The 20,135-nt window shown below is 65.7% G+C and carries 21 protein-coding genes, 1 tRNA gene and 5 pseudogenes; 14 read left to right on the top strand and 13 right to left on the bottom strand.

Going from position 1 to position 20,135, the window contains the following annotated elements; translation table 11 throughout:
• The first annotated feature begins 3 nt into the window (after positions 1-3).
• Genes rimM through rpmE form a run of 4 tightly spaced genes read left to right on the top strand, consistent with a single transcriptional unit; the run spans position 4 to position 1,998 of the window.
• Entirely contained in the window at positions 4-519 is a 516-nt protein-coding gene (gene rimM / locus JHW48_RS12355) for a ribosome maturation factor RimM (RefSeq protein ID WP_119887515.1), read from the top strand.
• Positions 516-1,382 (top strand): tRNA (guanosine(37)-N1)-methyltransferase TrmD, encoded by an 867-nt coding sequence (trmD, locus tag JHW48_RS12360; protein WP_119887514.1) that lies wholly within the window; start codon positions 516-518, stop codon positions 1,380-1,382. Before rimM ends, trmD begins: the two co-directional genes overlap by 4 nt.
• Complete coding sequence (gene rplS, locus JHW48_RS12365) at positions 1,379-1,762, top strand: 50S ribosomal protein L19 (RefSeq protein ID WP_119887513.1); 384 nt, start codon at positions 1,379-1,381, stop codon at positions 1,760-1,762. The genes trmD and rplS overlap by 4 nt, the downstream gene beginning before the upstream one ends.
• A gap of 14 nt (positions 1,763-1,776) precedes the next feature.
• Complete coding sequence (gene rpmE, locus JHW48_RS12370) at positions 1,777-1,998, top strand: 50S ribosomal protein L31 (protein ID WP_119887512.1); 222 nt, start codon at positions 1,777-1,779, stop codon at positions 1,996-1,998.
• A gap of 54 nt (positions 1,999-2,052) precedes the next feature.
• Here the strand turns inward: rpmE and JHW48_RS12375 are convergent, their stop codons facing one another.
• A complete protein-coding gene (locus JHW48_RS12375; protein WP_119887511.1) occupies positions 2,053-4,011 on the bottom strand; it encodes a protein meaA in 1,959 nt (652 codons plus the stop codon).
• A 210-nt stretch (positions 4,012-4,221) separates the two neighbouring features.
• Between JHW48_RS12375 and ccrA the strand changes: the two genes are divergently transcribed.
• The gene (gene ccrA / locus JHW48_RS12380; protein WP_119887510.1) at positions 4,222-5,511 is read left to right on the top strand and encodes a crotonyl-CoA carboxylase/reductase; all 1,290 of its coding nucleotides are present in this window, start codon (positions 4,222-4,224) and stop codon (positions 5,509-5,511) included.
• A gap of 19 nt (positions 5,512-5,530) precedes the next feature.
• Here the strand turns inward: ccrA and JHW48_RS12385 are convergent, their stop codons facing one another.
• Together JHW48_RS12385 and JHW48_RS12390 are read right to left on the bottom strand one after the other, a co-directional pair.
• Positions 5,531-5,737 (bottom strand): hypothetical protein, encoded by a 207-nt coding sequence (locus tag JHW48_RS12385; protein ID WP_119887509.1) that lies wholly within the window; start codon positions 5,735-5,737, stop codon positions 5,531-5,533.
• A gap of 101 nt (positions 5,738-5,838) precedes the next feature.
• Positions 5,839-6,045, bottom strand: a complete 207-nt coding sequence (locus JHW48_RS12390) for a hypothetical protein (RefSeq protein WP_119887508.1) — start codon at positions 6,043-6,045, stop codon at positions 5,839-5,841.
• A gap of 99 nt (positions 6,046-6,144) precedes the next feature.
• Here JHW48_RS12390 and JHW48_RS12395 point away from each other — a divergent pair, with 99 nt between their 5' ends.
• Positions 6,145-7,677 (top strand): ATP-dependent DNA helicase, encoded by a 1,533-nt coding sequence (locus JHW48_RS12395; protein ID WP_119887507.1) that lies wholly within the window; start codon positions 6,145-6,147, stop codon positions 7,675-7,677.
• Here the strand turns inward: JHW48_RS12395 and JHW48_RS12400 are convergent, their stop codons facing one another.
• Positions 7,678-8,472, bottom strand: coding sequence for an EcsC family protein (locus JHW48_RS12400; protein ID WP_272835608.1), 795 nt, complete (start codon positions 8,470-8,472; stop codon positions 7,678-7,680).
• The gene (locus tag JHW48_RS12405; RefSeq protein ID WP_119886573.1) at positions 8,450-9,034 is read right to left on the bottom strand and encodes a GNAT family N-acetyltransferase; all 585 of its coding nucleotides are present in this window, start codon (positions 9,032-9,034) and stop codon (positions 8,450-8,452) included. Before JHW48_RS12405 ends, JHW48_RS12400 begins: the two co-directional genes overlap by 23 nt.
• 111 nt (positions 9,035-9,145) lie before the next feature.
• Here JHW48_RS12405 and JHW48_RS12410 point away from each other — a divergent pair, with 111 nt between their 5' ends.
• A complete protein-coding gene (locus JHW48_RS12410; protein WP_119886574.1) occupies positions 9,146-9,748 on the top strand; it encodes a flavin reductase family protein in 603 nt (200 codons plus the stop codon).
• Complete coding sequence (locus JHW48_RS12415) at positions 9,745-10,278, top strand: adenine phosphoribosyltransferase (RefSeq protein ID WP_119886575.1); 534 nt, start codon at positions 9,745-9,747, stop codon at positions 10,276-10,278. The genes JHW48_RS12410 and JHW48_RS12415 overlap by 4 nt, the downstream gene beginning before the upstream one ends.
• Positions 10,279-10,303: 25 nt before the next feature.
• Here the strand turns inward: JHW48_RS12415 and JHW48_RS12420 are convergent.
• A tRNA-Leu gene (locus JHW48_RS12420) sits at positions 10,304-10,390 on the bottom strand.
• Between the two features lie 107 nt (positions 10,391-10,497).
• Here JHW48_RS12420 and lipB point away from each other — a divergent pair.
• The 4 genes from lipB to JHW48_RS12440 all read left to right on the top strand — a co-directional run bounded on the left by lipB (position 10,498) and on the right by JHW48_RS12440 (position 14,072).
• Positions 10,498-11,142: a lipoyl(octanoyl) transferase LipB gene (gene lipB, locus JHW48_RS12425; RefSeq protein WP_119886576.1), complete on the top strand. Its 645-nt coding sequence runs from the start codon at positions 10,498-10,500 to the stop codon at positions 11,140-11,142.
• Positions 11,143-11,259: 117 nt separating this feature from the next.
• Entirely contained in the window at positions 11,260-11,700 is a 441-nt protein-coding gene (locus JHW48_RS12430; RefSeq protein ID WP_119886577.1) for a c-type cytochrome, read from the top strand.
• A 183-nt stretch (positions 11,701-11,883) separates the two neighbouring features.
• Positions 11,884-13,563, top strand: a complete 1,680-nt coding sequence (locus JHW48_RS12435) for a cytochrome c oxidase subunit I (protein WP_119886578.1) — start codon at positions 11,884-11,886, stop codon at positions 13,561-13,563.
• Positions 13,564-13,574: 11 nt separating this feature from the next.
• Complete coding sequence (locus JHW48_RS12440) at positions 13,575-14,072, top strand: DUF2244 domain-containing protein (protein WP_119886579.1); 498 nt, start codon at positions 13,575-13,577, stop codon at positions 14,070-14,072.
• Here the strand turns inward: JHW48_RS12440 and JHW48_RS12445 are convergent.
• Both JHW48_RS12445 and JHW48_RS12450 read right to left on the bottom strand, forming a co-directional pair.
• Positions 14,069-14,257 carry a DUF3008 family protein gene (locus JHW48_RS12445; RefSeq protein WP_119886580.1) on the bottom strand — a complete coding sequence of 63 codons (189 nt, stop codon included), beginning with the start codon at positions 14,255-14,257 and terminating at the stop codon, positions 14,069-14,071. The genes JHW48_RS12440 and JHW48_RS12445 overlap by 4 nt on opposite strands.
• Positions 14,258-14,315: 58 nt before the next feature.
• A complete protein-coding gene (locus JHW48_RS12450; RefSeq protein WP_119886581.1) occupies positions 14,316-14,777 on the bottom strand; it encodes a GatB/YqeY domain-containing protein in 462 nt (153 codons plus the stop codon).
• A 139-nt stretch (positions 14,778-14,916) separates the two neighbouring features.
• Here JHW48_RS12450 and carA point away from each other — a divergent pair, with 139 nt between their 5' ends.
• Positions 14,917-16,062 carry a glutamine-hydrolyzing carbamoyl-phosphate synthase small subunit gene (gene carA, locus JHW48_RS12455; protein WP_119886582.1) on the top strand — a complete coding sequence of 382 codons (1,146 nt, stop codon included), beginning with the start codon at positions 14,917-14,919 and terminating at the stop codon, positions 16,060-16,062.
• Between the two features lie 101 nt (positions 16,063-16,163).
• On the opposite strand, the pseudogene JHW48_RS12460 reads toward carA, so the two are convergent.
• From JHW48_RS12460 to JHW48_RS12470, 3 pseudogenes are all read right to left on the bottom strand, one after another.
• Positions 16,164-16,331: pseudogene (locus JHW48_RS12460) on the bottom strand (IS3 family transposase); the annotation flags it as partial.
• Positions 16,332-16,409: 78 nt separating this feature from the next.
• Positions 16,410-16,835 (bottom strand): annotated as a pseudogene (locus JHW48_RS12465) (transposase); the annotation flags it as partial.
• A gap of 23 nt (positions 16,836-16,858) precedes the next feature.
• Positions 16,859-17,623, bottom strand: a pseudogene (locus JHW48_RS12470) (IS3 family transposase); the annotation flags it as partial.
• 79 nt (positions 17,624-17,702) lie between these two features.
• Between JHW48_RS12470 and JHW48_RS12475 the strand changes: the two are divergent.
• A pseudogene (locus JHW48_RS12475) lies at positions 17,703-18,149 on the top strand (IS5 family transposase); the annotation flags it as partial.
• Here JHW48_RS12475 and JHW48_RS12480 read toward each other — a convergent pair.
• Positions 18,119-19,089 (bottom strand): annotated as a pseudogene (locus JHW48_RS12480) (integrase core domain-containing protein); the annotation flags it as partial. The pseudogenes JHW48_RS12475 and JHW48_RS12480 overlap by 31 nt on opposite strands.
• Before the next feature lie 33 nt (positions 19,090-19,122).
• Positions 19,123-19,880 (bottom strand): IS5-like element ISPaes2 family transposase gene (locus JHW48_RS12485; RefSeq protein ID WP_119885608.1). Its coding sequence is split into 2 segments (ribosomal slippage): positions 19,123-19,556 and positions 19,556-19,880, totalling 759 coding nucleotides; the frame shifts between segments, so codons are not numbered across the junction.
• Positions 19,881-20,135 lie beyond the last annotated feature (255 nt).

Below are 20,135 nucleotides of genomic sequence, written 5' to 3' on the forward strand. Positions count from 1 at the left end.
GACATGAGCCATGATCGCATCTGCGTCGGCGCCATCGCGGGCGCCTTCGGGGTCCACGGAGAGGTGCGGCTGAAAAGCTTCTGCGCCGAGCCGACCGACATCGCGGGCTATGCCCCCCTGACGACCGAGGACGGGGCGCGCCGGTTCGACCTGACCCTGACGCGCCCGGTCACCGGGGGCCTGGGCGCGCGGCTGTCGGGCGTCACCACCAAGGAACAGGCCGATGCCCTGCGAGGCGTCACGCTCTGGGCGCCGCGCAGCGTGCTGCCCTCGCTGCCCGATGACGAATTCTATCACGCCGACCTGATCGGGCTGGAGGTCGTCGATACCGGCGGCGCCGCCTTGGGCCGGGTCCGCGCGATCTATGACCACGGCGCGGGCGACATCCTGGAGATCGTGGGCGGCGCGCAGGCGCTGATGCTGCCCTTCACCCGGGCCGTGGTGCCGACGGTCGATCTGGCCGCGCGCCGCATCATCGTCGACCCGCCCCAGGACAGCGGAGGCGACGGCGGGGAATGACCGACGCGCCCCGATCCCATGGCCGCCTGACCGCCCGCCCCAGCCTGCGCCCGCGCGAGCTGATGGCGGAACCGCAGGTCCTGGGCGCCTGGACCGCGCGCATCGTCACCCTGTTCCCCGAGGCCTTTCCAGGCATCCTGGGCCTGTCCCTGACCGGCAAGGCCCTGGCGCAGGGTCTGTGGAACCTGCAGACCATCCCGCTGCGCGAACACGGGCTGGGCCGGCACCGCAACGTCGACGACACCCCCGCGGGCGGCGGCGCGGGCATGGTGATCCGCCCCGACGTGCTGGACGCGGCCCTGCGCGAGGCGGGACCCGGCCTGCCGGTGATCTACATGTCGCCGCGCGGCAGGCCGCTGACCCAGGCCCGCGCCCGCGCCCTGGCGCAAGGCCCCGGGGTTACCCTGATCTGCGGCCGCTTCGAGGGCGTGGACCAGCGCGTGCTGGACAAGCACGCCATCGAGGAGGTCAGCATCGGCGACTATGTCCTGACCGGAGGAGAGATCGCCGCGCAGGTCTTGATCGACGCGACGGTCCGGCTTATACCGCGCGTGCTGGGCAATCATGATTCTCTGGCCGAGGAATCCTTTTCCATCGGCAACCGGGGTCTTCTCGAGGCTCCCCAGTTCACGAAGCCTGCCCAATGGGACGGCCGCGACATCCCGCCGGTTCTGCTGTCGGGCAATCACGCGGCCATCGCCGATTGGCGGGCGAGTGAGGCCGAAAGGCTGACCAGGGAACGCCGCCCCGATCTGTGGCGGGCATACCAGGACGGTATGGACCCGACAAAGGACCGACAGCGCTCGGGCGCATCAGACCAATCGCGGAGACACCGCGAGCATGACAAGGAACCCAAGCGATGAACCTGATCGCACAACTCGAAGCCGAGCAGATCGCCGAGCTCGGCAAGACCATCCCCGACTTCAAGGCCGGCGACACGATCCGCGTCGGCTATAAAGTGACCGAGGGCACCCGCACCCGCGTCCAGAACTACGAAGGCGTCTGCATCTCGCGCCGTGGCGGCGCGAACATCGCGGCCAGCTTCACGGTCCGCAAGATCAGCTTCGGCGAAGGCGTGGAACGCGTGTTCCCGCTCTATTCGACCAATATCGATTCGATCACGGTCGTGCGTCGCGGCAAGGTCCGTCGCGCCAAGCTGTACTATCTGCGCGATCGTCGCGGCAAGTCGGCCCGTATCGTCGAAAAGACCAACTACCGTCCCCTGTCGGACGCGAAAGCCTGAGCCGAGGTCACGCCATGAAAAAAGACATCCACCCTGATTACCACATGATCTCGGTCAAGATGACCGACGGCACCACCTACGAGACCCGCTCCACCTGGGGCGCGGAAGGTGATTCCATGTCGCTGGACATCGACCCGACCTCGCATCCGGCCTGGACCGGCGGCTCGTCGCGCCTGATGGATGCCGGTGGCCGTGTGTCCAAGTTCAAGTCGAAATATGCCGGCCTGGGCTTCTGATCCAGCCGCCATCGACACCGCGAACGCCGCCCCATCGGGGCGGCGTTCCGCATTTCAGGCGGCCTCGGCGCCGGGTTCGGCCAGCCCCACGATATCCATCATGATCGTGTTCAGCTGGAAATCCTTGGGGGTATAGACCCGCGCCACGCCCATGGCCCGCAGGCGTGCCGCATCCTCGTCGGGGATGATGCCGCCGACGATGACCGGCACGTGGTCCAGCCCGGCGGCCCGCATCCGCGCCATCAGATCCTCGATCAGCGGCAGGTGGCTGCCCGACAGGATCGACAGGCCGACGACATGGGCCTCCTCCTCGCGCGCGCGGGCGACGATCTCCTCGGGCGTCAGGCGGATGCCCTCATAGGTGATGTCCATGCCGCAGTCGCGGGCGCGAAAAGCGATCTGTTCGGCCCCGTTGGAATGGCCGTCGAGGCCCGGCTTGCCGACCAGGAACTTCAGCCGCCGCCCCAGGCGGGCGCTGACCGCATCCACCGCCTCGCGGATCTCCTCCAGTCCCTCGGTGCGGTTGGACGGGCTTGCGGACACGCCCGTGGGGCCGCGATATTCGCCATGCACCGACCGCATCACGCCGGCCCATTCGCCGGTCGTGACCCCGGCCCGCGCCGCCGCGATGGACGGAGTCATGATGTTGTCCCCCTTCTGCGCCGCAAGGCGCAGCGCGGCGAGGGCGGCCTCGATGGCCCCCTCGTCGCGAGCCCCCCGCCAGGCCTGCAGCCGGGCGATCTGATCCTGTTCCACCGCCGGGTCCACGACCATGATCCCGCCATCCCCCGCCGTCAGCGGCGAGGGTTCCGCCTGCTGCCAGCGGTTCACGCCGACCACGACCGTCTCATTCGTCTCGATCCGCCCCAGACGGGCGGCATTCGATTCGACCAGCCGCGCCTTCATGTAGTCGATGGCCGCGATCGCCCCGCCCATCTGGTCCAGCAGCGCCAGCTCGTCCCGCGCGCCTTGTTTCAGCTCCTCGACCTTCGCCGCGATCACCGGGTTGCCGTCAAACAGATCGCCATATTCCAGAAGGTCCGTCTCATAGGCCAATATCTGCTGCATACGCAGCGACCATTGCTGATCCCAAGGCCGCGGCAGGCCCAGGGCCTCGTTCCAGGCGGGCAGCTGCACGGCGCGGGCGCGGGCGTTCTTGGACAGCGTGACGGCCAACATCTCCAGCAGGATGCGATAGACGTTGTTCTCGGGCTGCTGCTCGGTCAGGCCCAGGCTGTTGACCTGCACGCCATAGCGGAACCGGCGGTATTTCTCCTCCGCGATGCCATAGCGGTCGCGGGTGATTTCATCCCACAGCTCGGTGAAGGCGCGCATCTTGCACAGCTCGGTCACAAAGCGGATGCCCGCATTCACGAAGAAGCTGATCCGCCCGACCATCTCGGGGAAGCTCTCCTCGGGGACCTTGCCCTTCAGGTCGTCCAGCACCGCGATGGCGGTGGCCAGCGCATAGGCCAGCTCCTGCTCCGGCGTCGCGCCCGCCTCCTGCAGGTGATAGGAACAGACATTCATCGGGTTCCATTTGGGCAGGTGCTGGCGGGTATAGGCGGCGATGTCGGTGATCATCGCCAAGGACGGCGCGGGCGGGCAGATATAGGTGCCGCGCGACAGGTATTCCTTGATCAGGTCGTTCTGGACGGTGCCCTGCAGGCGCGACACATCGGCCCCCTGCTCCTCGGCCACGGCGATATAGAGCGACAGCAGCCAGGGCGCGGTCGCGTTGATCGTCATCGAGGTGTTCATCTGCTCCAGCGGGATCTGGTCGAACAGCGCGCGCATGTCGCCCAGATGGCAGACGGGCACGCCGACCTTGCCGACCTCGCCCCGCGCCAGGATGTGGTCGCTGTCATAGCCGGTCTGGGTCGGCAGGTCGAAGGCCACCGACAGGCCGGTCTGACCCTTGGACAGGTTTGTCCGATAGAGCGCGTTCGATTTCGCCGCCGTCGAATGGCCCGCATAGGTGCGGAACAACCAGGGTTTGTCCTTCTCGGCCATCAGAGGTCCTCGCAACAATATTGCCTTTGCAAAATTGATACAGACAGAATACTGCGCCGTCAATTCGCCGCACCGCGGCAGATGCGGCGACGCAGCGGACATTTTATTTCGTCTTGACGGGTTCGATGATTGCATTATTACCCTGTTTGACATAGGACAAGCCAATCAGGCGCATTGATTCTGCGCTGCGGCACTGGACAGGAGAAGCAGATGGCCCTCGACGCACCGACCACGATCGCGCCCTATGATGCGCCCGTCAAAGACCTGTATGAGGTCGGCGAGATGCCGCCTCTGGGCCATGTGCCTGCACAGATGCATGCCTGGGCGATCCGCCGCGAACGCCAAGGCGAACCCGATCAGGCCATGCAGCTGGAGGTCGTCGAGACCCCCAAGATCGACAGCAACGAGGTGCTGGTCCTGGTGATGGCGGCGGGCGTCAACTATAACGGCATCTGGGCGGGCCTCGGCGTGCCGATCAGCATGTTCGACGTGCACAAGCAGCCCTATCACATCGCCGGATCCGACGCCTCGGGCATCGTTTGGGCGGTGGGCGACAAGGTCAAGCGCTGGAAGGTCGGGGACGAGGTCGTCATCCACTGCAACCAGGATGACGGCGATGACGAGCATTGCAATGGCGGCGACCCGATGTTCTCGCCCACGCAGCGGATCTGGGGATACGAGACCCCCGATGGCAGCTTCGCCCAGTTCACCCGCGTCCAGGCCCAGCAGCTGATGCCCCGCCCGCGCCACCTGACCTGGGAGGAATCGGCCTGCTACACGCTGACCCTGGCCACGGCCTATCGGATGCTCTTCGGCCACGAGCCGCACGAACTGAAGCCCGGCATGAACGTGCTGGTCTGGGGCGCCTCGGGGGGGCTGGGGTCCTATGCGATCCAGCTGATCAACGCGGCCGGCGGCAACGCCATCGGCGTGATCTCCGAGGAGGACAAGCGCGACTTCGTCATGGGCTTGGGCGCCAAAGGGGTCATCAACCGCAAGGAGTTCAACTGCTGGGGCCAGCTGCCCAAGGTGAACACGCCCGAATACAAGGAATGGTTCACCGAGGCGCGCAAGTTCGGCGCCGCCATCTGGGACATCACCGGCAAGGGCAACAACGTGGACATCGTCTTCGAGCATCCGGGCGAGGCGACCTTTCCGGTCAGCACCCTGGTCTGCAAGAAGGGCGGCATGGTCGTGATCTGCGCAGGCACCACCGGGTTCAACTGCACCTTCGACGTGCGTTACCTCTGGATGCACCAGAAGCGCGTGCAGGGTTCGCATTTCGCGCATCTGAAGCAGGCCAGCGCCGCCAACAAGCTGATGCTGGAACGCCGCCTGGACCCCTGCATGTCCGAGGTCTTTCCCTGGGCCGAGATCCCGGCGGCGCATATGAAGATGTATCGCAACCAGCACAAGCCCGGCAACATGTCGGTGCTGGTCCAGTCCCCGCGCATGGGCCTGCGCACCTTCGAGGATGCGCTGGAGGCCGGGCGCCGCTGAGGCGCCCGGACCCCGGGCCTCACGCCGTCCGGTCGGACAACCCCGCCATCCGGCATTGCCAGCGCGCCACGCGCTGATCCGGGTGGCGGGCGGCCCATGCGGCCAATTGGGTCTGCGCCCCCATCATGCAGGTCATCAGACCCACGTCTTGGGTATAAAGAAGGCTGCGGTCGCGGCAGACGGCCGGGTCCGCCGCAAGGCATGTGACGAAGAACAGTTCGATCATGGGACGACCTCGCTTGGGTGTCCTCCCCGCCGATGCAGCCTAGCACGGCATGGCCCTGCGCCAAAGCGCGCGATGCCCGCCGCGGGGCCGCTGCCTGAATTTCAGGCGCGGCGCTCGCCCGCCCCGGCATAGCGGCATTTCCATTCGCGCACGCGTTCGGACGGATGGGTCTCGATCCAGCGGGCCAGCTCGGACTGGCCCTGCAGCATGCAGCCGAACAGCCCGCCGCGTTCCTCGAACAGCAGGCTTCGATCGGTGCAGCGGTCGGGCTGGGCCAGCAGGCAGGTGACGAAGAACAGCTCGATCATGGCGGTTCCTTCCTTGGGGATGGATCAGTTACGCATGAGCGGCGGAAAAAGTTGCGCCGCGCTTTGCTTCGGGCGGCCAGTCGCGATATGGGACAGGGCATGAACAGCCTTGCCCCCGCCCCCACCCTGTCGCCCGACCAGGCCGACGCATGGGACAGCCTTGCCGAGACCTTCGGGGCGGCGGGCATCGACATCATCGCCGAGGAGGTCCAGCCGGCCGAACCCGGCAAGGGCCGCGTCATGGCGGTGATCGGCAAGGCGGGGTCGGGCAAGACGCTGATGCTGTCGATGATCACCAAGGCGCTGCTGGCATCCGGGGTGGACCTGATCAGCCCCGATTACGAGGGCCGCAAGCGCAAGGACCGGCGCAGCGTCGCGATCCTGGCGCCGACGAACAAGGCCGCCTTCGTGCTGCGCATGCGCGGCGTGCCCGCCACCACGATCCACCGCATCCTCTATACCCCGGTCTATGATCCCCAATACGAAAAGATCGCCGAATGGCTGACCGGCACCGGCGAACGCCCGGTGATCGAGGGGCTGACCGATGTCGCGCTGGATCGGGCCAAGGCCTTCTATGACCAGCATGCCTCGATCCCCGGCGCGCTGGCCAATGCGGGGCTGCGCGGATCGGATTTCATCCGCGGCTGGACCCGCCGCGAGGAGGGTCTGGATGTCGGGCTGATCGACGAGGCCTCGATGCTGGACGAAAAGCAGTTCGAGGATCTGCGCGAGATCTTTCCGGTGCTGGTCCTGTTCGGCGATCCGGCCCAGCTGGCCCCGGTGGGCCAGTCGGGGGCGATGGTCTTCGACCGTCTGGCCGCCCCGCAGCGGCTGATCCTGAACCGCATCCACCGCCAGGCCGACGACAACCCGATCCTGGACCTGGCCCATGCGCTGTCGGATGACAGGCTGGGCTTCGACGAATTCGAATCGATGATCCGCGCGGCGGCGCGCAAGGATGACCGCGTGGTCTGGGCCGAACGCGTGGAAAGCGACCTGATGTCGCGCAGCCCGGTGCTGGTCTGGCGCAACGCGACGCGCATCCGGCTGATCCACGCCTTCCGCACCGCCTTCGGCGCGCCGGGCGACGCGCTGCTGCCGGGCGAGCCGCTGATCTGCGACGGGCTGGAACTGCCGCTGAAACACCGCAAGAAACGCATCGACCTGGAGGCGCGCGGATTGATCAAGGGCGCCCAGGTCGTCTATCTGGGGCCGGGCCGCAAGCCCGGCTTCTCGCGCCTGCATGTGATCGGGGCCGAGGATCCGCGCCTGTCCGCCGCCAGCATCGTCAAGATCGAGATGCCGGACGAGGACGAACCCTTCATCCCCTATGCCGCCCGCATGGGCGCGGCCTTTCTGCACGGGGCGGCGGTCACCATCCACAAGGCGCAGGGCAGCCAATGGCCGCAGGTGCAGGTCTTCGGCCCCGATATCAGCGCCGCCGCTTGGTCCAACCGGGCCGAGGCCGGGGTCCAACTGTGGAAGCGGCTGGCCTATGTCGCGATCACGCGCGCGCAGGAACGGCTGTTCTGGATCACCAAGGCGCGGCTGGCGCGGCCCTCCGGCCCCTTGGGCACGGCGGACCTGACCGCCGACGCCGCCCCCTTGGCGCTGGAGAATGACGAGGCGTGATCAGGCCGCATGCCGGCGGATGGCCAGTTGCAGCGCCTCGGTCAGCGCCTCGCGCGGCAGGCCGGTCTCGCGCGACAGGCGCATCAGGCCGAAATGCACCCGCGCCAGTTCCTGATAATAGCGCGCGAAGGTATAGTTGATCGACGCCCCCACCACCGCGCCAAAGACCGGGGCGGCCTGGGCGGCCATCTTCTGGCCCAGGGACACGGACAGGCGCGGCGCGACCTTGCTGATCAGCCCCTGCACCGTCTGGCCCGTCACCGACAGCCGCGCGGCCAGCAGGCCCATGTCGGTGGCGCCGTCATCGGGCTCCATCGGCCCTGCGGCGGCAAAGATGCGCAGGCATTCCATCCGCACCTCGTCGCTGTCGGGGTCCAGGCCGTGTTCGGCGGCGATGTCCAGCATCGCCCGCAACAGCAGCGTGACGGTGAAGGGCAATTCGACCAGCGCGCCGGCGAAGCCGCCCACGCCGCCCGCCGCCCCCGTCACGGTCGAGGCCATCCGGTTGAACCAGTCGCCGCGGTCGCGCACCACCTTGCGCGACCGGTTCGCCGCCCCGAAGGCCCGCATCAGCGCCGCCCGCGTGGCTCCGTCCAGCCGCCCGCGCACAAAGCCCGGCAGCCGGTCCAGCAGGCCCTCGGCCCCGTTGCCGATACGGGTCATCAGCTGCATCCCCATGCCCGCGGCCTCGGCATGGCGTCGGGCCAGGCGGTCGATCTGGTCCAGCAGGACCGGGTCGGTGATGGGGGGCAGGATCTCGGTCCGGGGGGGATCAGCGGCGGGGGGTTTCGTCACGATGGGGCCTTTCCGGCGTCTGGACCTGCCGGCAATCCTCGCCCTGGGGCGCGGTCGGCAGCGACGGCATCTGAACGGGGTCGGGTTCACGCGCCACCGGCCCCGTCACACCAACCCAGGCCCCGGCGCGAAGTTCCAGCCCCAGCACGCGGTCGGGATTGGTGGGGGGCGGCATGACCACCCCGTCCAGCCGGACAAAGCCGAAACGCCGGTAATAGGGCTCGTCCCCCACCAGCAGCACCCGCGACCAGCCGCAGCCCGTGGCCCGGCGCAGGCTGTCATGCATCAACAGCCCGCCCAGCCCCTCGCCCTGAGCGGTCGGATGGACCGCGATCGGCCCCAGCAGCAGCACCCGTCGCCGCCCCACGCGCACCGGCCAGAACCGGATCGCCGCCATCAGCGTGCCCGCGCCGCGCAGCACCAGGCACAGATCCGCCACGGGCGGGACCCCGTCGCGCAGACGATAGGATGACAGCGCCGTCCGACCCGGCGCAAAGCACAGGTCATAGAGCGTCTCGACCTCGGGGCCGTCGGCGCGGGTCTCGGGGCAGATCTCGTACATCGCGCCTCCTGCTGTCGGGCGGCGCCATAGCATGCCCCGCGCCCGCGCGAAACATTGCGCCGGACGAAAATCCGGGGCAGGTTGGCGCGCGAACGCATCAGGAGGCCGCCCATGTTCTATCGCCCCGAAGCCGGACACGGCCTGCCCCACAACCCCTTCAACGCGATCGTGGCCCCGCGCCCGATCGGCTGGATCTCGACCCGCGGATCCAAGGGCGACAACCTGGCGCCCTATTCCTTCTTCAACGCCGTGGCCTATGTGCCGCCGCAGGTGATGTTCGCCTCGACCGGGGCCAAGGGCGACCGCGCAGGCACCAAGGACAGCGTCGCCCAGATCATCGAGACGGGGGTCTTCTGCGTCAACATCGCCACCGGCGATCTGCGCGACCAGATCAACGCGACATCCGCCCCCCTGCCCGCCGGGGCCAGCGAATTCGAGGCGGCCGGGATCCCATCCGCGCCCTGCACCGGCATCGACTGTCTGCGCGTGGAGGGGGCCGCCGCCGCGCTGGAATGCCGGATGACCCAGATCGTGCCCTTGGCGGGGGATGCCAATTTCGCGGTCTTCGGCGTGGTGACGGGGGTGCATCTGCGCGACGACTGCATCGTGGACGGCCGGTTCGACCCGCGTGCCGCGGGGGGCTGGATCTCGCGGCTCGGCTACAAGGATTACGCCGCCGTCACCGACCTCTTCGAGATGGAGCGCCCGGCATGAGCCGTTCGGTCCGCGACTACATCCGCTCGATCCACGATTTCCCGCATGAGGGGATCATCTTTCGCGACGTGACGACGCTGTTCGCGGATGCGCGCGGCTTTCGCATGGCGGTGGACCAGCTGCTGCACACCCATGCCGGCACGCGCATCGACAAGGTCGTGGGGCTGGAGGCGCGCGGCTTCATCTTGGGCGGCGCGGTGGCGCATCAGCTGTCCACCGGCTTCGTGCCGATCCGCAAGAAGGGCAAGCTGCCCGGCACGGTCATCAGCGAGGCCTATCAGCTGGAATATGGCGAGGCGATCATGGAGATCCATGACGACGCGCTGAAGCCCGGCGAAAAGGTCCTGATCGTGGACGACCTGCTGGCGACGGGCGGCACGGCGGCGGCGGCGATCACGCTCTGCCGTCGTCTCGGGGCCGAGGTGATCGGCTGCGCCTTCGTCATCGACCTGCCCGACCTGGGCGGCCGCAAGGTGCTGGAGGCGATGGACATGCCCGTCCACGCCCTCTGCGAATTCGAGGGCCACTGAACGGCCCGATCGTTCGGGAAGGGGTTGGTGCGGCCGAGAAGACTCGAACTTCCACTCCGGTTAAGGAACAGCGACCTCAACGCTGCGCGTCTACCAATTCCGCCACGGCCGCATCCGGGCAGTGCGCGCCTGATAGCCCAGCCCTTTGGCGAAGGAAAGCGATTTCTGCGCCGCGCGCGGGGCATTGACGCGGCGCGCCGGGAAGGCCACATCGCGGCCATGGTGGAATGGATCATCAGCGACGGCCTGACGGGCCATGAGGACGCGGTGCGCCTGATGGAGGCCCGCGTGGCCGATATCGGCGCGGGCCGCGCGAACGAGGCGATCTGGCTGGTCGAGCATCCGCCGCTCTATACCGCGGGGACCAGCGCGCGCCCCGAGGATCTGCTGGATGCGCGCTTTCCGGTCCATCCGACCGGGCGCGGCGGGCAATACACCTATCACGGGCCGGGCCAGCGAATCGCCTACGTGATGCTGGACCTGAACCGGCGAGGGCGCGACGTGCGCGCCTTCGTCACCCAGCTGGAGGGGTGGGTCATCGACGCGCTCGGCCGGTTCGGAGTGACGGGGCATGTGCGCGCGGGCCGGGTGGGCGTCTGGATCGAACGCCCCGACAAGCCCCCCCTGCCCGACGGCGCCATGCGCGAGGACAAGATCGCCGCCATCGGCATCAAGCTGCGCCGGTGGGTCAGCTTTCACGGCATCTCGGTCAACGTGGATCCCGATCTGGGGCATTACGCGGGCATCGTGCCCTGCGGGATCATCGGGCACGGGGTCACCTCGCTGGTCGATCTGGGCCTGCCGGTGGGGATGGCCGACCTGGATGTCGCTCTGCGCGACAGCTTCCGGGACCGCTTCGCCTGAGGGCCGCGATCACTTCTTTCCATGCGACCTTTCGATGGCTGGATTTCCCCGAGGCTCCGGGTCTAGGCTGCCGGTGGGAGAAGATTGCCCGCCCAAGGGCCGAACGAGGAAGCACAGATGAGACCAGCCATTGTCGGCGCCCTGCTGGGCGCGACCCTAGCCATGCCCGCCCTGGCCCAGGATGCGGGCGATCCCGCCGTGGGCGAGAGCGAATTCCGCAAATGCCGGGCCTGCCACATGATCCAGGACGATGCCGGCACCGACATCGTGCGCGGCGGCGCCACCGGCCCGAACCTGTGGAACATCATCGGCGCGCCCATCGCGCATGAGGAGGGCTACCGCTACGGCGACGGCCTGCTTGCCGTGCGCGAGGCCAATCCGGACATGGTCTGGACCGAGGAGGAGATGATCGCCTATGTCACCGATCCCGGTGCCTGGGTCCAGGAGAAGTCCGGCGATTCGTCCGTGCGCAGCAAGATGACCTTCCGCCTGAACCGCAACCAGGCGGATCTGGCGGCCTATCTGACCACCGTGTCGCCCGACGCGCCGACCGAGTGACGCGGCGCGGCGATCTGCCGCATCACCTGAAGGACCGGCCCCCGCCAAGACGGCTTCACCGGCGGGGGCTTTCTCGTCAAAGTCCATAGTGACGCATTGCCCGGTCTGCACGGGTGGTCTAAAGAACGCGTGATAATGCCGGTCTGCCAGGCCGGGTCGAAGACATCTTGAGGGAGTTCGGGTATGGCAGACGCAGCCGCACACGGCCACGACGACCATCATGACCAGCGCGGGTTCTTCACCCGCTGGTTCATGTCCACCAATCACAAAGACATCGGTATCCTGTACCTGTTCACCTCCGGCCTGGCCGGCCTGATCGCGGTCGCGTTCACCGTCTACATGCGGATGGAACTGCACGAGCCGGGCGTCCAGTACATGTGCATGGAAGGCGCGCGCTTCTTCGCCGATGCCAGCCGCGAATGCACCCCCAACGGGCACCTGTGGAACGTCCTGATCACCTATCACGGCGTCCTGATGATGTTCTTCGTGGTGATCCCGGCGCTGTTCGGCGGTTTCGGCAACTACTTCATGCCGCTGCAGATCGGCGCGCCGGACATGAGCTTCCCGCGCATGAACAACCTCAGCTACTGGCTCTATGTGGCCGGCCTGCTGCTGGGCATCGCCTCGCTGCTGGCGCCGGGCGGCAACCAGCAGCTGGGTTCGGGCGTGGGCTGGGTCCTGTATCCGCCGCTGTCCACGAACGAGGGCGGCTATTCGATGGATCTGGCGATCTTCGCGGTCCACGTCTCGGGTGCCAGCTCCATCGTCGGTGCGATCAACATCATCACCACCTTCCTGAACATGCGCGCCCCCGGCATGACGCTGTTCAAGGTGCCGCTCTTCGCCTGGTCGGTCTTCATCACCGCCTGGCTGATCCTGCTGGCCCTGCCCGTCCTGGCCGGCGCCATCACCATGCTGCTGATGGACCGCAACTTCGGCACGAACTTCTTCAACCCGGCCGGCGGCGGTGACCCGGTGCTGTATCAGCACATCCTGTGGTTCTTCGGCCACCCCGAGGTCTACATCATCATCCTGCCCGGCTTCGGCATCATCAGCCACGTCATCGCGACCTTCTCGAAGAAGCCGATCTTCGGTTACCTGCCGATGGTTCTGGCCATGGCCGCGATCGGGATCCTGGGCTTCGTCGTGTGGGCGCACCACATGTACACCGTCGGCATGTCGCTGACCCAGCAGGCCTATTTCATGCTGGCCACCATGACGATCGCCGTGCCCACGGGCATCAAGGTCTTCTCGTGGATCGCGACGATGTGGGGCGGCTCGGTCGAGTTCAAGACCCCGATGCTCTGGGCCTTCGGCTTCCTGTTCCTGTTCACCGTGGGCGGCGTCACCGGCGTCGTGCTGTCGCAGGCTCCGCTGGACCGTGTCTATCACGACACCTATTACGTCGTGGCGCATTTCCACTATGTGATGTCGCTCGGCGCGGTCTTCGCCATCTTTGCCGGCATCTATTACTGGATGGGCAAGATGTCGGGCCGCCAGTATCCCGAATGGGCCGGCAAGCTGCACTTCTGGGCGATGTTCATCGGCGCGAACCTGACCTTCTTCCCGCAGCACTTCCTGGGCCGTCAGGGCATGCCGCGCCGCTATATCGACTATCCGGTCGAATATGCGTTCTGGAACGCGGTCAGCTCCTGGGGCGCCTATCTGTCCTTCGCCTCGTTCATCTTCTTCATCGGCATCGTGTTCTACACCCTGTTCGCCGGCAAGCGCGTGACCGAGAACAACTACTGGAACGAATACGCCGACACGCTGGAATGGACCCTGCCCTCGCCCCCGCCCGAGCACACGTTCGAGCAGCTGCCCAAGCGCGAGGATTGGGACCGCAGCCCGGCCCATCACTGAGACCCGTCCCGATGCCTTATCGCTGGACAGAATCGGCCCCGGATCACTCCGGGGCCTTTTTGCAGACGCTGACCCTCTGGCCGCACCGCTCGCTGCCGCGGCGGGGCTTCGTGTGGTTCATCGGGGTGACGGCGGGGTTCCTGCTGCTGCCGGTGCTGGCGGTGCTGGGGACGCAGGTGCTGTGGGGGCTGCTGCCCTTCATGGCGCTGTCGGTGGCGGGGGTGTGGTTCGCCATCCAGTCCACCTATCGCAGCGGCCAGATGCTGGAGGAGGTGACCTTGGACCACCGCCGCCTGCAGGTGCGGCGGCACGATCCCGACCGCCCGGAGCGGCTGTGGCAGACGAACAGCTATTGGGTGCGTCCGACCCTGCGCAAGGGGCCGGTCGAGGCCTATCTGACGCTCAGCGACGGCCAGCGCGAAATCGAGCTGGGCGCGTTCCTGACGCCCGAGGAACGCCGGGCACTCTGCGACGACTTGGATCGGCGACTGGCTCGGTTGAAGGGCTAGTCGTCCTCGACGTGATCGGGCAGGCCGTCATGGTCGGTCGAGGCGAAATCCTCCAGCTCGTCCTCGGTCATGCTGTCATACATGTCCTTGGACGCGCCTTGCAGGTCGCCGACCTTGGTTTCGCCGCGCTTGGCGGACAGGGCCGCACCGGCGGCACGTTGCTGGGCCTTGGATCTTGCGGGCATGGGACACCTCCTGTCCCCGCCGAACGCCCAAGGCCCGACCCCGGTTCACCCCATCAGGTCACCCCATCAGGCGGGCCTTGACCATCGGGCCCACGGCGCCGAAATCCATCTGGCCCGCATGGCGGTCCTTCAGCACGGCCATGACCCGGCCCATGTCGCGGATCGAGCTGGCGCCCAGTTCGGACACGGCCGCGTCGATGGCGGCGGTCGTCTCGGCCTCGGTCATCTGGCGGGGCAGGAATTCCTGGATGATGCCGATCTCGGCCTCCTCCTTGGCGGCCAGTTCCAGCCGCCCGCCCTCCTCATAGGCCTTGGCGGATTCCTGGCGCTGCTTGACCATGCGCGACAGGATCAGGACCAGGTCGGCCTCGGTCAGGGTGCCGTCGCCGTCACCGCCCCGGGCGGCGATCTCGCGGTCCCTGACGGCCGCGCCGATCAGGCGCAGCGTCGACAGCCGGGCGCTGTCCTTGGCCTTCATCGCGTCCTTGGTGGCGGCTTGCAGCTTGGCGCGCAGTTCCATCATCATCCTCCGGGCGCGGGATGCGCCCAAGCACGGCGATCTAGTGCGTCCCGCCCGGCGGTTCAAGCGCGCGGCTGCGGGTTGACCTTGCGGCGCGCGGGGCCTATTCACCGGCTGTTTTCATACCAGAGGTGCCGACATGGCCACGAAACCGACCGCCTGCCTGGCGCTTGCCGACGGAACAGTGTTTTATGGCCGGGGCTTCGGCGCCACCGGCGAGGTTGTGGCCGAACTGGTCTTCAACACCGCGATGACCGGCTATCAGGAGATCATGACCGATCCCTCCTATGCCAGCCAGATCGTGACCTTCACCTTTCCCCATATCGGCAATACCGGCGTGACGCCCGAGGATGACGAGGCGCAGGACCCGATGGCCAGCGGCATCGTCGTGCGGTGGGACCCGACCGAGCCGTCGAACTGGCGCGCAACGGCCGAGCTGACCGACTGGATGGCCCGGCGCGGCCGCATCGGCATCGGCGGCGTGGACACCCGCCGCCTGACCCGCGCGATCCGCCAGCAGGGCGCGCCCCATGTGGTGCTGGCCCATGACCCGGACGGCAATTTCGACATCGAATCGCTGGTCGCCAAGGCGCGCGACTGGACCGGCCTCGTCGGTCTGGACCTGGCCCGCGACGTCAGCTGCGCCCAGAGCTATCGGTGGGACGAGGGCGCATGGGACTGGGCCAAGGGCTTTGGCCGCGTGACCGAGGACCGGCCCTTCAAGGTCGTGGCGCTGGATTACGGCGCCAAGCGCAACATCCTGCGCTCGCTGGTGACCTATGGCGCCGAGGTGACCGTCCTGCCCGCCACCGCCACCGCCGAGGAGGTGATGGCCCACGAGCCCGAGGGCGTCTTCCTGTCCAACGGCCCCGGCGATCCGGCGGCCACGGGCGAATATGCCGTGCCGATGATCCGCGACCTGCTGGACCGTGACATGCCGATCTTCGGCATCTGTCTGGGCCATCAGATGCTGGCCTTGGCGCTCGGGGCGCGGACGGTCAAGATGGGCCATGGCCATCACGGCGCGAACCATCCCGTCCGCGACGTCGAGACCGGCAAGGTCGAGATCACCTCGATGAATCACGGCTTCGCGGTGGATTCGCAATCCCTGCCCCAAGGCGTGATCGAGACCCATGTCAGCCTCTTCGACGGCAGCAATTGCGGCATCCGCATGGCCGACCGCCCGGTCTTTTCCGTCCAGCACCACCCGGAGGCCGCGCCCGGCCCGCAGGACAGCCTCTATTTGTTCGAACGGTTCGCCGAATCGATGCGCGCCCGCCGCTAATTTGCTCGCTGACAATGATATGACGTGCGTGAGCTGCTGCCGGTTTCGTTGAAAGCAAGTTAAGCTAGCATAGCGCGGTCCTCGAACTCCATTGGGCTGATTTAGGCCCGCTTCGAGTGCCGCCTGCGCGGGTTGTATAAGCGTTTAATGTAGTCGAAGACGTCGGCGCGGGCGTCGTCGCGGGTGCGATAGATCTTGCGGTTGATCCTCTCGATTTTCCGCGAAGAAAAGAAGCTCTCGGTGGCCGAATTGTCCCATACGTTTGAGCTACTCCCCGACTCTTGGACAGTTTCCGGTGTGATTTAAGCTACTGCCTGCACCTGGTGATCGGTTTCGATGGTGTTGAAGTAGACCACGGCGGGCGGTTGACCGCCATGGGCGGGGTGAGGCCGCTGGTGATTGTAGAAAGTGATCCAGCGGCCGATGCCAGTTTTTGCCTGTGACCCGGTCTTCCAAGCATGGAGACAGACGCACTCATACGTCAGGGAGCGCCAGAGACGTTCGATGAAGATGTTGTTGAGACAGCGGCCCTTGCCGCCCATCGAGATCCGGGTGCCGATCCGTTTCAGCCGGTCGGTTCAGGCAAAGGACGTGAACTGCGATCCTTGATCGGTATTCATGATCTCGGACGGGCCGAACTTGTGGATCGCCTCGCTCAGCGCGTCAACGCAGAAGTCGGCCTCAAGCATGTTCGATATTCGCCAAGCCAGAACCTTGCGCGTGAACCAGTCCATGATGGCGACCAGATAGAGAAAGGCCTTCCGCATCGGCAAATTGAATAGCCCCGTGTTTCTCGGACGCTTTCACGTCTCATGATCTGCCGTCGCTCGAACTCCGCGGGCGACAGCATTCCGTTTCTCGCGTGCTTGCGCCTCGGGTTGTAGAACATTTCGATGCAATCGAACACGTCCTGCCTGGCGTTTTCGCGCTTCCGGTAAGTCCTGCGCCTGATCCGCTCGCGCTTGAGCAGGTTGAAGAAGCTCTCCGCAACGGCATTGTCATGGCAGTTGCCGCGGTGGCTCATCGAATGCTCAAGATTGTGTGCGCGCAGAAACGCAGCCCAGTCCATGCTGCTCAATTGACTGCCTTGGTCCGAGTAGATCAGCACCTTGTTCTTAGGCCTGCGCCGCCAGACAGCCATGAGCAGGGCCTGCAAGACGACATCTGTCGTCTGACGGCTTTGCATCGACCAGCCGACCACGCGCCGGGAATACAGATCGATGACGACCGCAAGGTAAGCAAAGCCCTCCTGCGTCCGGATGGAGGTGATGTCGGTCACCCAGACCTTGTCCGGGGCCTCGACATCAAACTGCCGGTGGCGGGTGCTATCGACCACGACCGACGGCTTGCCGCCCTAACTGCCGGGGCGGCGCTTATAGCCGATCTGCGCCCTGATTCCCGCAAGCTGCGCCAGTCGGGAAACGCGGTTCGGACAGATACTCTCGCCCTGTTCGACCAGATCGTCATGCCGCTTGCGGTAGCCATAGACCTTGCCGCTCTCCGCCCAAGCCTTCTGCAGCAGCTTGGTCTGGCGCCTGTCTTCCTGCGCCCGCTGGCTCACACCCTACGAATACACCCGCAAGATCTCGACATCTGAGCCAGACAGATTCATCCCAAATCCGATCCAACAGATGCCGGGACTGAACACGGAAAAATGGGAGCGTGGTCGCCAGATCGGTCGAACGAAAGGGTTCGAGGGAGGAAGAAACTGACCGGTGGACAGTTTCGCCCGAGAACGGAACACAAAGCCGCATGCCGTCACTGACACCGAAGGCAGACCTATCCGTTTCTTCATGTCGGTAGGACAGGTCAGTGATCATACTGGCGCGGCGGCACTTCTGGGCAGCCTGCCGAAGGCTGGGTGGCTCTTGGCGGACCGGGACTATGATGCTGACTGGCTGCGAGACGCGTTAGAAGCCAAAGGGATAAGCGCCTGCATCCCCGGCCGGAAGTCCCGCAAGACGCCCGTGAACTACGACAAGCGGCGCTACAAAAGGCGCAATCGCATCGAGATCATGTTCCGTTGTCTGAAGGACTGGAGACGTGTCGCCACGCGTTACGAAAGGTGCCCGGAGACCTTGTTCAGTCCCGGCATTTGGTGGATCGGGTTTAGGATGAATCTGTCTGGCTCGGATGTCCAGATCTTGCAGATGTATTCGCGGGGCGTGAGCCCTCCGAGGGTCTTGAGCCGGCGGGCGAAATTGCAGGCTGCCATGAAGTCCGCCAAAGGGGATGCGGAGCTGGTCGTGATCGTCGTAATAAAAGCGTTTGACGGTCGCGTCCTTGATCGTGCGGTTCATCCGCTCGACCTGCCCATTCGTCCAAGGGTGGTTTGGCTTCGTGAGGCGGTGCTCGATACCGCTCGACCATTGTCCTCGGACCAATGGCGGACAAGGTCTCGCCCTCGCAGATCATGTCAAAGCGCATGGGCCGGGAAGAGAGTGTATTCCGGTTACGCGGCTGCTCGGCGAACTGAATGCCCCTCGCCATCGGGCTTGAACCGGTGGCGCCCGCTGGCTCGATCGGTGAGAATGGTGTGGATCTGATAGGATGAGCCGCATGTCGGCGAATGCTTCAAGCATGTGCTGCAGGAACTCCCATGCTGTCTTCCTGTCTGCCTTGTCGACGAGCTGGGTGACGGCAAACTTGCTCGTGCGGTCGATGCCAACGAACAGAAATAGCTTGCCCTCAGCGGTCTGCACCTCGGCGATGTCGATGTGAAAGAAGCCGATGGGGTAGCGCTTGAACTTCTGGCGCTTCGGCTTGTCGCCCTCCACATCAGGCAACCGGGAAATGCATTCGCCATTGGGCTTGAACCAATGGCGCCGCAATGGCTCATCGCTGCAGGCACCGATGCAGCGCTGAGCGCGTCAGATGCGGGATGGATGGCTGCAGGGCATACAGGCAATCGTCCAACGGCATCAGCGTGTACCGCCGGAAAGCGACGATGGTCACCTCTTCGGCCTCGGTCAAGATCGTCGAACGCGGTTCTCTTGGCCCGGTCTTGAGATCCTCAACCGTATGGCGCTATCGCCATTTAGGCTCCAGACCCATTAAGTTTCACAGCCAGAACAAGACGGTTGCGGCGAGCATGATCGCTGAGAAGAACGTTTCCGGGCAGCGGTCATAACGGGTTGCGACGCGCCTCCAGTCCTTCAGACGTCCGAACATGATTTCGATGCGGTTACGCCTTTTGTAACGCCGCTTGTCGTATTTGACGACCTTCTTGCGGGACCTCCGTCCGGGGATGCAAACCTTTATCCCCTTGTCTTTCAAAGCGTCTCTGAACCAATCAGCGTCGTAGCCCCTGTCGGCCAGAAGCCACTCAGCCTTCGGCAGGCTGCCCAGCAGCGCCGCCGCGCCGGTGTAATCGCTAACCTGGCCGGCCGACATGAAGAACCCGATCGGCCGCCCCTTCGCATCGGCGACAGCGTGCAACTTGGTGTTCATACCGCCTTTGGTGCGCCCGATCTGGCGCCCGCGCCCCCCTTTTTCACCCCAAGGCTCGAGGCCGTGCGGTGTGCCTTGAGATAGGTCGCGTCATTCATGATCGTCTTGTGCTCGGCGCTCTCGGCGGCAAGGCCGACCATGATCCGGGCAAAAACCCCGTTATCGCTCCAGCGCTTCCAGCGGTTGTAGAGGGTTTTGGCCGGGCCGTATTCCTTCGGCGCGTCACACCACCGCAACCCATTACGATTGATGAAAATTATGCCGCTGAGAACGCGACGATCATCGACCCGGGGCTTGCCATGGCTCTTGGGAAAGAACGGTTTCAGACGCTCCATTTGGGCGTCGCTCAGCCAGTAAAGATTACTCATCGATCAGGTCTCCTTGAGGAGCCTGAATCATGCAAAGACCGTAAGATCAATGGGCCTGGAGCCTAGTCATATGGGGCTATTCAACGTGACCTACCGCTGAAGATTTACCGGATCAAATACTCCTCACAGCGACCAGCTTAACGATTTATTAACTCGCTTAACGCATTCATGTCGCAGTCTAATCAGTGTGGGGTTACGTAATGCAGGATCGTCACTCCGCACAAATGAGTAACCTCTCGCACTGGGGAGCAGCCG

Source organism: Paracoccus aestuarii (genome assembly GCF_028553885.1).
GTDB lineage: Bacteria > Pseudomonadota > Alphaproteobacteria > Rhodobacterales > Rhodobacteraceae > Paracoccus > Paracoccus aestuarii.